This is a genomic window from Phenylobacterium sp. SCN 70-31, assembly GCF_001724605.1.
Classification (GTDB): domain Bacteria; phylum Pseudomonadota; class Alphaproteobacteria; order Caulobacterales; family Caulobacteraceae; genus Phenylobacterium.
On record NZ_MEEX01000004.1, the window covers coordinates 366,026 to 378,219 of the forward strand.

13 protein-coding genes are annotated in these 12,194 nt (G+C 71.4%); 6 read left to right on the forward strand and 7 right to left on the reverse strand.

From position 1 onward, the window contains the following. Positions 1-97: 97 nt before the first annotated feature. A complete protein-coding gene (locus ABS78_RS04130) occupies positions 98-388 on the forward strand; it encodes a DUF1330 domain-containing protein (protein WP_293375275.1) in 291 nt (96 codons plus the stop codon). Between the two features lie 13 nt (positions 389-401). Here ABS78_RS04130 and ABS78_RS04135 read toward each other — a convergent pair whose 3' ends face one another. Beyond that, complete coding sequence (locus tag ABS78_RS04135) at positions 402-824, reverse strand: SufE family protein (protein ID WP_293375294.1); 423 nt, start codon at positions 822-824, stop codon at positions 402-404. Between the two features lie 44 nt (positions 825-868). Further along, positions 869-1,564 (reverse strand): HAMP domain-containing sensor histidine kinase, encoded by a 696-nt coding sequence (locus tag ABS78_RS04140; RefSeq protein ID WP_293375296.1) that lies wholly within the window; start codon positions 1,562-1,564, stop codon positions 869-871. A 261-nt stretch (positions 1,565-1,825) separates the two neighbouring features. Here ABS78_RS04140 and ABS78_RS04145 point away from each other — a divergent pair, with 261 nt between their 5' ends. Continuing rightward, positions 1,826-3,445 carry a HAMP domain-containing sensor histidine kinase gene (locus ABS78_RS04145; protein WP_293375298.1) on the forward strand — a complete coding sequence of 540 codons (1,620 nt, stop codon included), beginning with the start codon at positions 1,826-1,828 and terminating at the stop codon, positions 3,443-3,445. A gap of 300 nt (positions 3,446-3,745) precedes the next feature. Here the strand turns inward: ABS78_RS04145 and ABS78_RS04150 are convergent, their stop codons facing one another. Further along, a complete protein-coding gene (locus ABS78_RS04150; RefSeq protein WP_293375300.1) occupies positions 3,746-4,597 on the reverse strand; it encodes a hypothetical protein in 852 nt (283 codons plus the stop codon). 169 nt (positions 4,598-4,766) lie between these two features. On the opposite strand from ABS78_RS04150, the gene ABS78_RS04155 reads away from it, so the two are divergent. Continuing rightward, positions 4,767-5,099 (forward strand): DUF1491 family protein, encoded by a 333-nt coding sequence (locus ABS78_RS04155; RefSeq protein WP_293375302.1) that lies wholly within the window; start codon positions 4,767-4,769, stop codon positions 5,097-5,099. Here the strand turns inward: ABS78_RS04155 and ABS78_RS04160 are convergent. The 4 genes from ABS78_RS04160 to ABS78_RS04175 form a co-directional block, all read right to left on the reverse strand. Next, positions 5,096-6,637, reverse strand: coding sequence for an acetolactate synthase large subunit (locus ABS78_RS04160; RefSeq protein ID WP_293375304.1), 1,542 nt, complete (start codon positions 6,635-6,637; stop codon positions 5,096-5,098). The genes ABS78_RS04155 and ABS78_RS04160 overlap by 4 nt on opposite strands. Then, positions 6,634-8,412: a feruloyl-CoA synthase gene (locus ABS78_RS04165; protein ID WP_293375306.1), complete on the reverse strand. Its 1,779-nt coding sequence runs from the start codon at positions 8,410-8,412 to the stop codon at positions 6,634-6,636. Before ABS78_RS04165 ends, ABS78_RS04160 begins: the two co-directional genes overlap by 4 nt. A gap of 100 nt (positions 8,413-8,512) precedes the next feature. Continuing rightward, positions 8,513-8,749: a flagellar basal body rod C-terminal domain-containing protein gene (locus ABS78_RS04170; RefSeq protein ID WP_293375308.1), complete on the reverse strand. Its 237-nt coding sequence runs from the start codon at positions 8,747-8,749 to the stop codon at positions 8,513-8,515. Positions 8,750-8,843: 94 nt separating this feature from the next. Further along, entirely contained in the window at positions 8,844-10,088 is a 1,245-nt protein-coding gene (locus ABS78_RS04175) for a serine hydrolase domain-containing protein (RefSeq protein WP_293375310.1), read from the reverse strand. Positions 10,089-10,250: 162 nt separating this feature from the next. Here ABS78_RS04175 and ABS78_RS04180 point away from each other — a divergent pair, with 162 nt between their 5' ends. The 3 genes from ABS78_RS04180 to ABS78_RS04190 all read left to right on the forward strand — a co-directional run bounded on the left by ABS78_RS04180 (position 10,251) and on the right by ABS78_RS04190 (position 12,190). After that, entirely contained in the window at positions 10,251-11,132 is an 882-nt protein-coding gene (locus ABS78_RS04180) for an alpha/beta hydrolase (protein ID WP_293375312.1), read from the forward strand. A gap of 211 nt (positions 11,133-11,343) precedes the next feature. Then, positions 11,344-11,700, forward strand: coding sequence for an aspartate 1-decarboxylase (gene panD, locus ABS78_RS04185; protein WP_293375314.1), 357 nt, complete (start codon positions 11,344-11,346; stop codon positions 11,698-11,700). Positions 11,701-11,767: 67 nt separating this feature from the next. Beyond that, positions 11,768-12,190, forward strand: a complete 423-nt coding sequence (locus tag ABS78_RS04190) for a hypothetical protein (RefSeq protein WP_293375316.1) — start codon at positions 11,768-11,770, stop codon at positions 12,188-12,190. The last annotated feature ends 4 nt before the right edge of the window (positions 12,191-12,194 follow it).

A 12,194-nucleotide genomic window follows, 5' to 3' on the forward strand; every position in this document is an offset into this window, starting at 1 on the left:
CGTCGGGCGCGACACCGTAGACGATGGCGTTTGCCGCTTGGCGGACGTCGCGTGAGGGCGGCGAGCTTGCCGAAGCCAATCCGAGGAGAGCGCCGCGATGCCCGCCTACGTCATCTTCATCAAGAACAGGACCGTCGACGCCGACGAACTCAAGACCTACAGCCAGAAGGCGGCGGCGGCCCGCGGAGATCATCCGATCAAGCCCCTGGCCTTCTACGGTCCCGTGGAAGTGCTGGAAGGCGATGCGGCCGAGGGCGTGGTCCTGATCGAATTTCCCGACAAGGCTGCGGCGAAGGCCTGGTACGACAGCCCCGCCTATCAGGAGGCCAAACAGCACCGCCTCAAGGGCGGCGACTATCGGATTATCCTGGTCGAAGGCCTGGGGTGAGCCGGCGGACGGCTCAGGCCTTCGCCAGTTCCGCGTCGCGCCGGATACGGGCCACCATCGAGGCCAGGCCGTTCGACCGCTGCGACGACAGCGCGCCCGAGAGCCCAAGTCCGTCGATCGCCCCCTTCACGTCGAAGTCGAGGATCTCGGCGGCGGGCCGGCCGGAATAGAGCCGCAGCAGGACGGCGATCAGGCCGCGCACGATGTGAGCGTCGGAATCGCCGCGGAATCTCAGCGTTCCGTCGTCCTGAGTTTCGGTGACCAGCCAGACCTGGCTCGCGCATCCGCGCACCTTGTTGGCGTCGTTGCGCTCGGCGTCGCTGAGCGGGGCCAGGTCGCGGCCCATGTCGATCACATAGCGATAGCGCTCTTCCCAGTCGCCCAGGAGGTCGAACTCGTCGCGAAGTTCGGTGAAGGCGTCGTCGATGGCGGCCATGGCCCGCGCGACTTAAGGGCGGGCGTCTGCATGCGCAACCGTCGTCAGTCCGCAGCCGGCAGCCGCGCCGTCGCGGTGAGGCCTTCGCCCGCGACCGAGGCGAGGCTCAGCCGTCCGCCCATGGCGATGCAGGTCAATTCGGCGATGGGCAGGCCCAGGCCGGCGCCTTCGCTTTTTCGCGTGAGGGCGTTTTCGCCCTGTTCGAAGGGCGCCATCAGCCGGTTCAGTTCGGCGGCGTCGACGCCCTCGCCCTGGTCGCGGATCGTAATTTCGACCGTGTCGCCGGCCCGGACGGCGGCGACCGTCACGTCGCCGCCGTCCGGCGAAAAGACGATGGCGTTGTGCAGAAGCTGCATCAGGAGCGTGCGCAGACCGCGATGGTCGGCCATCACATGAGGCAGAGCCTCCTGGTCCGTCACCGAGACCGTGACGCCGCGGGATGCGAGTTCGGGCTTCAGATTGGCCAGGACGTCGTCCAGGGCGCTTTCCAGTGACTCGGGCGCGGGATCGAACTCGATGGCTCCGCCTTCGAGGCGGGCGATCTCCAGCACCTGATTCACAAGTTTCAACAGCTTCTGGCCGCTGCCGTGGATGATCTCGGCATATTCCTTGTACTGGGACGCTCCCAGGGGGCCATAGAGTTCCGAGGTGAGAATCTCGGAAAAGCCCAGAATGGAGTTCAGCGGCGTGCGCAGTTCATGGCTGACCATGCGCAGGAACGAACGTTTCCGCTCGTCCATCGCCGCCTCGAGGCGTGCGCGTGCGCGTGTCCTCGCGCCGGAAGGAAGGTCGGCTTCTTGAGCCATGCAACGGCGATACGCCCGGTCAGCTGGGAGCCGCAAGGTGGCGCATGCCGCTTACGAAAGTCTTTCGGGCGATCGCCCGCTGGCGTGGCGGGGTCGTCCGCTCGCGCGAATCCGCCGTCGCCGCTAGGATCGGCCGGCGGACCTGACGGGGGTTTCTGAGAGATCGAAATGGCCGGGGCCGGAGCGAGATCCGAGATGGCGCGCCGCCGCAGGGACGCGGCGTTCGGCGCCGTCTGGCACGGCGTCTGGCTGGCCGTGGTCGCGGCGGCCGCCGCCGGCCTGCTGCTGGCGGGGCTGTCCCCCGGCGACCCGGCGATCCTGGCGCTCGGCGTCGGCGGCGTGGGCGCGTTGGCCGGCGCGGGGCTGTGCGCCTTCGGGGGCCGCGGCCAGGCTGCGGCCGTGCTCGCATGGGGGTTCGCCGGGGCGGGCGCTTGCCACCTTACCGGCGGAATCGCAGGACCCTTGGCGGCCTGGTGCCTGGCGCCGGCCGCCGCCGCCACGGCCTTTCGCAGCCGCGACCTGATCGCCCTGGGCGCGGCGGCGGCTCTCGCGGCGACGGCGGTCTCGGCGTTCGACTCCACGCTGCTCACCTTGCCGTCGGCCAACCCGGCGGCGGCTCCGTGGCTCAGCCTCCTGGCGCTGGCCACCATCACGCTCGGGTTCTCGGCCGGGCTGGTGGCGCGTCAGGGCGCGGGACGTCGCGACGAGGCGCGCCGCGCACGGGCCGAACAGATCCTGGAGCTGATCGAAGGCCAGCCGCTGTTCCTCTCGGTGCTGGATCGCAACGGTCGAATCCTCTCGGCCGCGGGCGCCGTCGTCGCAGGTTTCGCGCCCCGTCAGATGGAGGGACGCAGCCTGGGTCACATGGTGGCGGAAGCGGAGCTGCCCCTCCTGGCCAGCGCGCTGCACACCGCCGCCCAGGCCGGCGACGCCAGCCTCTACGTCGCGCCGCCCGGCGATCCCGATGGCTGGCTGGAGATCACGCTTCGCGCCACGCTCTCGGGCCGCATCGTGGCGGCGGTGCGCGACGCCAGCGGCCAGCTCGCCCGCGAGCGCCGGCTGGAGGCCGAGCGCGTGACCGCCGAGCAGCAGAACGCCGGCAAGTCGCGCTTCCTGGCCAACATGAGCCACGAGCTCCGCACGCCGCTGAACGCCATCATGGGCTTCTCCGACATCATGCGGCAGCGCCTGTTCGGCCCGCTAGGCGACCGCTACGCCGAGTACGCCGAGCTGATCCACGAGAGCGGCGCGCACCTGCTGGAACTGATCAACGACGTGCTCGACATGTCGAAGATCGAGGCCGAGCGTTTCGAACTGGCCATCGAGTCCTTCGACGCCCGGGACGCCGTCTCGGCCGTGCTGCGCCTCATGCGGGGGCAGGCCGATCGGGCGGGCGTGAACCTGCGTGGCGTCCTACCCATCACTCCGCTCCACGCCGACGCCGACCGGCGTGCGGTGAAGCAGATCGCCATGAACCTGATCTCGAACGCCCTGAAGTTCACGCCCAGCGGCGGCTCGGTGACGGTCACGGTCCAGGGCCGCGGCGACGTGCTTGAGCTGATCGTGGCCGACACCGGCGTGGGAATCGCCCAGAACGATCTGGCCCGTCTTGGCCGTCCCTTCGAGCAAGCCGGGGACGCCGATCAGCGCGCCGCGGGCTCGGGGCTGGGCTTGTCGCTGGTCCGCGCGTTCGCCCGCCTGCACGGCGGCGAGATGAGCGTGGAGAGCGCGGTCGGCGAAGGCGCCACCTTCACTGTCCGTCTTCCGGTCCTGGGCGCCACGACCGAGGCGGAGCCTCTGCGCCGCCAGGGCTAAGCGCCGAAGCGCTATCTGGCCACGAACCCGCACGAAAAACACGAACGGACGGCGGCGGGCGCTCGCGTCCGGTCCTGCGAGGCCGCGAAGCGGCGTCTGCCAACTTAAAGGAACCACGGAAAACACAGAAGGACACGGAAGGCGAAGCTGCGATTCCGTGTCGTTCTGTGTTTACCGTGGTTGCATGACGGAGCCTCCGCTCGCGCGGAGGTTCGGGGATGGCCCACACGTCCGTGTTCTTCGTGCGGGTTCGTGGCCGGATCCCCGCGGCGGCGGGCGCGCGCGCGGAGCCGTTGCGTCCTACCGCGCCGCGACCTGGAGGAAGGCGCGGCCGGCGGCGAAATCGCCCACTTCGACATAGGCCGTCCGAACGCGGTCGCCGGGGAAGAGGAATTCGACCGCGATCGCTTCTCTCGGGTCCAGTTCGGCCAGAGCCTGGGCGGCGGCGGCCGGGAAGCGGAACGCCCAGCCGCTGGCGGCGCCCTTGGGCAGAAGCTCGGTCTCTGCGCCCGCGCGGGCCTCGGCCATGTAGGCGCGCGTGGACGACCGCGGCGGCAGCTTGCGGGCCAGCGGCTGGTTCGTCGCGCCCGGCAGGTACGGCCCGAACGTCCTGCCGCCGTCGCGCATCACCAGTCGGGCGGCGTACGGCGTACGCTTGTCGGCGAAGTTGGCGACCGCCACCAGGGCGCTGGCGCCTTCGCGTCCGGCCAGGCCGAACACCATGCGATTCGAGCCGAAGTCGGCGCTCTGGGCCAGTCGCCAGCGGGCCGTGCGACCCACCCCACGATCAGCCTGCCAGGCCGAGACATCTCCGCGGTAGGTCATCCGCGTGACGCGCTGATAGGCTGAAAAGGCGTCCTCGACGCGGGCGGCCGCGCTGGTGACCGGCGCGCCGTCGCAGGCGAACCGGGCCGCCCGGCTGCGGGCGTCCCGGGCGACGGCGTCGAGGGTGCGGGTGTCGGAGCCGGCGCGCAGGGCCGCGCCCCGCGCCTGGGCCGCGCCTGCGGCCAGGGCCGCCGACACGCCGGGCGTGAACAGGTTGCAGCGGTCGTCGACCGCGCTCATCACCATACGCTCGAAGAACAGGTCCGCGGGCTGCGCCCGCGCAGCCTCCGGCGCCGCGATCGCGGCGCAGACGAAGGCCAACCCCATCCACCGAGACGCTGGGCGCGCGCTTCTGCGCGGGCTCGTCATGCGTCCACCACCTTGTGCGGCCTTGGGTGGCCGTCTGAAGGTCCGGCTTAGAGACGTGTCCTTTCGTTCGGCTTTATGAGCGGGGTTAACAATTCCTCCCGCCGGCCAGACGCGCTAACTCCAGCCCATGCTGCTTTCCACCGACATCTGGGTCGGCGCCCTGATCCGCCGCGCCGAACTGGGCGGGGGCTTCGCCGTCGTGGCGCGCAAGGGCGATCCGCGGGCCGGGGCCGTCCTGGTCAAGGTGCTGAACCGCTCGAACGGCGAGGCGCGGCTGCTGGCCGAGGCGACCCGCGGCGACGGCGAGCGCGTCTGGATGGAGCCCGCCGCCTCACGCGAGGAGCCGGACCTGGACCGATACATCGAGCGCGCGGTGCGCATCGATCCCGACGTCTGGGTCGTCGAGATCGAAGACCGGCAGGGCCGCCACTTCCTGGTCGAACCCGTGGAAGGTGGTTAGACTTTCGCTTCGATGAACATGGGGCCGCGCTGGTTCATGGCGCCGGCGAAAGCCGCATCGAAGGCCTCGCCGGTGTCGCAGCGCACGGCCGGGAGGCCCAGCCCCTTGGCCAGCGACACCCAGTCGATGTCCGGCTCGCCCAGGTCGAGCAGTTTGCGGGCCGACGGACCGGCCTGACCGGCGCCGGTGCGCTCCATCTCGACGTTGAGGATGCGGTAGGTGTGGTTGGCGAAGACCACGACCGTGATGTCCAGGTTCTCGCGGGCCATCGTCCACAGCGCCTGGACCGTGTACATGGCCGCGCCGTCGCCGTTGAGGCTGAGCACCTTGCGGTCGGGCGCGGCGACGGCGGCCCCGATGGCGAGCGGCAGGCCGATGCCGATGGCGCCGCCGGTCAGCGCCAGGTGATCGTGCGGTCGCGCCCCCGCGGTGGCGACGGCCACGCCTGCGCCGGACGTGACGGCGTCGTCGCAGACGATCGCGCCCTCGGGCATGTGCCGGGCCATGGCGATCCCGGCGAGGTAGGCGTTGAGGCCGCCCGAGGGCGCGGCGTCGGGCAGGGCCAACGCCTGGACTGGACCTTCGGCCGGCGCGCCCAGGGCGTCGGCGAGGGCGGCCAGGCCCGCGGCGGAATCCTCGTTGCGCTGGGTCAGCGTCAAGGTGGCGCAGCCCTCGGGGACCAGGACGCTGGGACGGTCGGGATAGGCGAAGAAGGCGACGGGAACGGTCGTACCCACCAGCACCATCAGATCGACGCCCTCCAACTCGGCCAGGGCCATCTCGCCGAAGTACTGCATCTTGCGCGGCGTGAAGCCGCCGGCGCCGCGCGGCTGGCGGGCGACGAAGGTGTCGGTGAACACCTCGATCCCGGCGGCTTTGAGCCGGGCGGCGGCCTTCAGCGCCTCGGCGCGGCAGGCCTGGCCGCCGAGCAGGACGACGGGTTTCTTGGCGGCCTTCAGCGCGCGGGCGGCGTCGTCGACCGCCTGGCCGGACGGCGCCGGGCGCTGGGGCCGCTGGGCGATCACCGGCTCGCCAGCGGCGGGCAACCAGGCCGAGTCGGCGGGCAGGACCAGGCTGACGGGGCCCCCCGGCGGGCCATAGCTGGCGGCTACCGCTTCGGCCGTCAGGGCGGCCACGCTCTGGGGCGTGTCGGCGGACTTCGCCCAGATCGAGTTGGGCGCCACCAGGGTGGCGATATCGGAGTTCAGCGGCGCGTCGTACTGCCGGTGATAGGTGGCGTGGTCGCCGATCACATTCACGATGGGGGTGTAGGCGCGCCGGGCGTTGTGGAGGTTGGCCACGCCGTTGCCGTAGCCGGGGCCCAGGTGCAGCAGCGTGCAGGCCGGCCTGTCGGCGATGCGGCCATACCCGTCCGCCGCGCCCGTGGCGACACCCTCGAACTGGCACAGCACCGGCCGCATGGCGGGCGCGCCGTCCAGGGCCGCCACGAACTGCATCTCGGAGGTGCCGGGATTGGCGAAGCAGGCCGTGACGTCATTGGCCAGCAGGGTCGCGATCAGGGCGTCGGCGCCGTTCATTCGAACTCCATCACGTCTGAAGGGGCGGGGTCGGCGAAGAGGCGCTCGACCGCGTCGGCGCGCAGGGTGCGCGCCAGGCTCTGGGCGATGTAGCCCTTGTCGGTGATCTCGCCCGAGCCGGCGTTGGGCGGATCGGGCAGCACGAGCGCGCGCGCGATCCGCCCGCCAGAGCCCTTGGCCCGGGCGTTGTGGACGGCGACGCCGGCCCGGACGGCGGCCGCGATGTCGGCGCGCGCCATCGTCGGGTTGGGATAGAGCAGCAGGCCCACGCGATCCTGGTTCTCGCCGCAGACGACGGCGTCGGTGACGGCGTCGCCGATCGCGCCGATGGCGCCGATGCGCAGTTCGCCCACCATCACGAAGGTGCCCGAGGCGAGCTTGAAGTTCTCCGACAGGCGACCGTCATAGATCAGGCCGGCCTGAGGATCGGCCGGATCGACGAACTTCGCCGCGTCGCCGATCCGGTAGTAGCCCTCGTCGTCGAAGGCCGCCGCCGAGACTTCGGGCCGACCGAGATAGCCCTCGGTCACCTGCGGCCCCTTCACGCGGAATTCCAGCTTTCCCGCCTCGGGAACGAGCCGCACCGAGGTGCCCGGCAGGGGTAGGCCGATCATGCCCATGCGGGCGTTGGGCCAGTGGACGTTGCTGGCCGTGGGGCCGGTCTCGGTGGCGCCGTAGCCCGAGCCGAAGCTGATCCGCTGGCCGATGGTGCGGACCGCCACGGCCTGGATGCGGTCGGCGGTCGCCTGGCCCAGGGCGGCGCCCCCGTACTGCATCAACCGCACGCGCGAGAAGAACGACCGCGCCAGCGCCTCGTCGCGCTCCAGCGCCTCGGCGAACAGCATCCAGGCCGCCGGCACCATGTTCTGGTAGGTGGGCGCCACCTCGCGGAGGTTGCGGATCGTCTCGCCGAAGCGGGCGGCGGTGGGCTGGCCGGCGTCGATGTAGAGCGAGCCGCCGCGGTGGGCGGAATAGTGCAGGATCGAATTGGCGCCGAGGCTATGGCTCCAGGGCGCCGAGTGCACCATCACCGGCGGGTCGGGATCGTCGAAACAGGCGGCGATCTGGGCGGCGTTGGCGCTCATGGCCCTGTGCGTGTTGATCACCGCCTTGGGCAGGCCCGTGGAGCCCGAGGTGAGCAGGTACTTGGCGTGCTGTTCGGGGCGCGCCGTCGGCGAGGTCGACGGGCCGCGGTAGAGGTCGTCCACGGCGATGTCGCCGGGCCGCGCGCCGGCGGCGGCGATGACCGGCAGGCCGGCCAGGACGTCGGCCGACAGGCCGTCGGCGAAGAGGCCGGCGTCCTCGGTGAACACCGCGACGGGATCGAGCACCTCGCAGGCGTGAGCCAGGCGCGCGAGGTTGGCGCCGGCCAGGCCGTACTGCGGCGACACCGGGGCCACGGGCATGCCCTGGCCCATGGCCGCATAGGCGACGAGCGCGTGCTCGATATGATTGCGGGCGAGGATCAGCAGCGGACGGTCGCCGACGACGCCCAGCCCCCGCAGGCCGCCGGCCAGGACGGCTATGCGCTCCCAGGCCTCGCCGTAGGTGACCTTGCGCCAGCCCTCGCCCGAGCGTTCCGCCAGCCAGACGCGGTCGGGCGCCGCCTGGGCCCAATGGGCGAGGCTGGCGGTGACCGTCTGGAACGTGGGGTCATAGGGCGTGGGGTTCGAGAGTACGAACTCGCCGCCGGCGCGCGCCTCGACCGTCAGCCGGCGCGGGGCGTAGCGGGGATCGCGGAACGGTGCGGCGGCGACGTCGACTTCGGCATCCATGGGGCGTGACAGTTACGGGCCACGGCGCGGGAAGGGAAGCGGCGATATGCGAGTGTTCCGCCATCCGGTGATCGCCGTGTTCGCGACCCGGCTGGCCGCCCTATCTCGTCTGGAGCTGCAGCAGCGAGTCCCACATGTCCTGGGCGAAGCGGATCACCGACAGGTTGGCCGAAAAGGCGTGCTTGGCCTGGACCATGTTGACGATTTCGCCGGCCACGTCGACGTCGGCCGCACCCTGGCCGTCCATGCCGCGCATGCCGGCGATCTGTTCGGCCGAGGCCTCGAAGCGGCGCGTGGCCGCCATCAGGCCGTATCGGGCGGTGGAGATCGGGTCCATGCGCCCGAGCGTGCGCCCTCGCAGGTTAATGCGGGGCGCACGGGCATGGTGAACAAGGCGCTCCTGTCGCCGAGGCGCCGTCAATCCAGGCCTCTCAAGCCAGGGCGGCGTAGACCATCTTCTGGAACATCGGCCCGCCGATGCGCCCCGTGGGCCGCTGGCCCTGCATGGCCGTCACCGCCTCGGGGCCGAGCGGCATCGAATCCTGGATCAGGTAGATCAGGATCATGTCGTTGGCCGGATCGGCCTGCCACCAGGTGCCGAAGGCGCCGGGCCAGCCGAAGGCGCCCGCCGCGCCGGCGCCCATCCATTCGTGCTTCTGGGCGTCGAGGATCGTCGACACGCCCAGGCCGAAGCCCTGGCTCAGCCAGAACGGCATGCCCAGGAACGTGTGCTCGCGCTGGGTCTCGCTCAGCCGGTTGGCGGTCATCAGGTCGAGGGTCTCGGGCTTCACCAGGCGGACGCCGTCCACCTCGCCGCGGCCCAGCATCATCCGCGCGAACTTCAGGTAGTCGTCGGCGGTCGAGATCAGGCCGCCGCCGCCCGCCTCGAACGCCGAGGGGGCGTCGGTCTGCGGGAACGAGACGTCCTTCAGCGGCGAGCCGTCGATGTTCGCCTCGTACAGCTTGGCCAGGCGGTCCCGCTTCCCGGGCGCCAGCCAGAAGCTGGTGTCCGACATGCCCAGCGGATCGAAGATCCGCGCCTTCAGCACCTCGCCCAGCGGCCGGCCTTCGATCCGGGCCACCAGGAAGCCCAGCACGTCGGTGGCGTGGCTGTAGTGGAAGCGCTCGCCCGGCTGGTAGCTGAGCGGCAGTTCCCCCAGCGCCTTCAGCCAGGCGTCCGGCGAGAGCGAGTTCACCAGCGGCGAGCCCAGCTTGGCCTCGTGCGCGTGGGCGATGGGGCCCATGGAGGTGAAGCCGTACGCCAGGCCCGAACGGTGGGTGAAGAGGTCCTCGACCGTGATGTCGCGCGCCGCGGGGACGGTGTCGTCCAGCGACCCGGCCGGGTCCTTGAGGACGCGCATGTCCTTGAACTCGGGCATCCAGCGGGTGATCGTATCGTCGAGGGTGAGCTTGCCCTCCTCGATCAGCATCAGGGCCGCGATCGACGTGACCGGTTTGGTCATCGAGGCGATCCGGAAGAGGGTGTCGCGCGCCATCGGCAGGTCGCCGGCGATGTCGCGCTTGCCGATCGCCAGGGACTGGACCACCTCGCCGCCGCGCCACACGAGGGTGACCATTCCCGAGAGCGCACCCTGGTCCACCAGCCCCTGGAGGGCCGGCGCGACCGCGCCCATCACCTCGGCCTTAAACCCACCGCCCGCCTGAGTTCCGTCCACTGCGCGTCCTCCTTATCACTGTTCACCTTATACCGCCGGGCGCCGCGCCGGGCGTCAAGGGTCGGGCTGCGCGCCTGCGTCCGGGCCATCGCCCCGGCCGTATTCACAGCGGCCGGCGCGGTGGCTTGCGCGGGGCCGCCATGCTTCGTAGCTCAGGTCCAAATGCCGCCGCCGACCCTGACCAAGCGCCTGACGCTCGCCGCCGCTCCAGCCGTCCTCCTGGGCGCGATGACCGCCGCCTGCACCCCCCTTGGCCTCTTCGCCACCCTGTCGCCCAAGGACCCGTCGGCGGTGGCCGTCCGCGGGGCGGCCTATGGCCCCCATCCGCGCCAGCGGCTGGACGTCTACGCGCCGCGCGGCGCCCGCGGCTCGGCGCCGGTGGCGGTCTTCTTCTACGGCGGCTCGTGGGATTCAGGCCGGCGACAGGACTACAACTGGGTGGGCCGCGCCCTCGCCGCAAAGGGTTTCTTGGCGGTGGTGGCGGACTATCGCATCTATCCGGATGTGACCTATCCGGCCTTCCTGGAGGACGGCGCCCTCGCGGTCCGCTGGGCGGCGGACAACGCCGCAGCCTATGGCGGCGACCCGGGCCGCATCGTCCTGGCCGGCCATTCTGCGGGCGCCTACAACGCGGTGATGCTGGGACTGGACCGCCGATGGCTGGCGGCGGCCGGAGTCGATCCGTCGACCGTACGCGCCGTGGCGGGGCTGGCCGGGCCCTACGACTTCCTGCCGATCGCGAGCCCGATCACCGAGCGGATCTTCGGGGCGACGCCCGATCTCCCGGCGACTCAGCCGGCGGCCCATGTCCGGTCGGACGCGCCGCCCGCCTTCTTGGCCACCGGCGACGACGACGAGATGGTCTGGCCCCGCAACACCAGCCGCCTGGCGGCCAAGCTGCGCGACGCCGGCGCGACGGTGGAGGAGCGCCACTATCCCGGTGTCGATCACATTCGCATCATCCTGGCCCTGTCGCGGCCGCTGAGGGGGCGGGCGCCGGTGCTGGAGGAAATGACCGCCTTCCTGCGACGGCACGCAAGCTGAAGGCCATGCTGCAACGCGGCGCGGGCAAGGCTTGCCGTCGCGCCCCGCCTGAAGAGGTCGATCCGTGAGGGCTTGCATCGCAAGGCGCGGGTCGTTGTTCTTGCCGTAACGTCAATCACGCTGCGCCGCCGCATTGAACGCCGGCGCCCCCGAGCGTATATGCGCGGCGCCCTGCACCCGGGGCGGCAAGCCGCAAGGACGTCGGACGCCCATGTTGCTCACCCTGATGAAGGCCAAGCTGCATCGCGCCACGGTCACCCAGGCCGACCTCGACTACGAGGGCTCGATCTCCATCGACCTCGATCTCCTGGACGCCTCGGGCATCCTGCCGCACGAGCAGGTGGATGTGCTCAACATCACCAACGGCGCACGCTTCACCACCTACGCCATCGAAGCGCCACGCGGGTCGCGTGTGATCGGCGTCAACGGCGCGGCGGCCCGCCTGGTGCAGGCTGGCGACAAGGTGATCGTGGTCGCCTATGGGATGCTGCCGGCCGAGGAGGCGCGCAACTATGCCCCGACCGTGGTTCTGCTGGGCGACGGCAACGAGATCAAACAGGCGGCCTGAAGCGGTCGGCCTCGGCGCGGCGGCCGTACTGGCCGTCGCGGCCTGTTCGCCTTCGGCGCCGCCGGGCGTGGACCGAGACCGGCTGGACGCGGCCGTTTCGCGGGCGGTGGGCGACCCCAACACCTGCGTCCTGATCGGCGAAGCGGGCGGCGGTCGCCAGCTCTATCGTTACAACACCCACACGGCCTGCGAGCGCGAACTGCCGTCGTGCGAGGATGAGACCCTGTCGAAGGCGACCGAGCTCCTGCGGCGCGTGGCCCGCGACGGCCGTCCGGTCGCGACGAGCTGCAACACGGTCGCCGACGCCTCGCGAGGGGTCGGCTGGGCGGCCGGACCGATCGAAGGGACGCGGCTCGTGTACGCCGCCGTCATGGAGGGTGACCGGGCCTTCCCCGGCCGCATGATGGCCGACCGGCTCGAAGGCGCGTTCCGCCGCGCCGAGGTGTCGAAGCCCGCCGACGCCCCGGAGGCGCGTCGCGAGACCCCCTGATCCG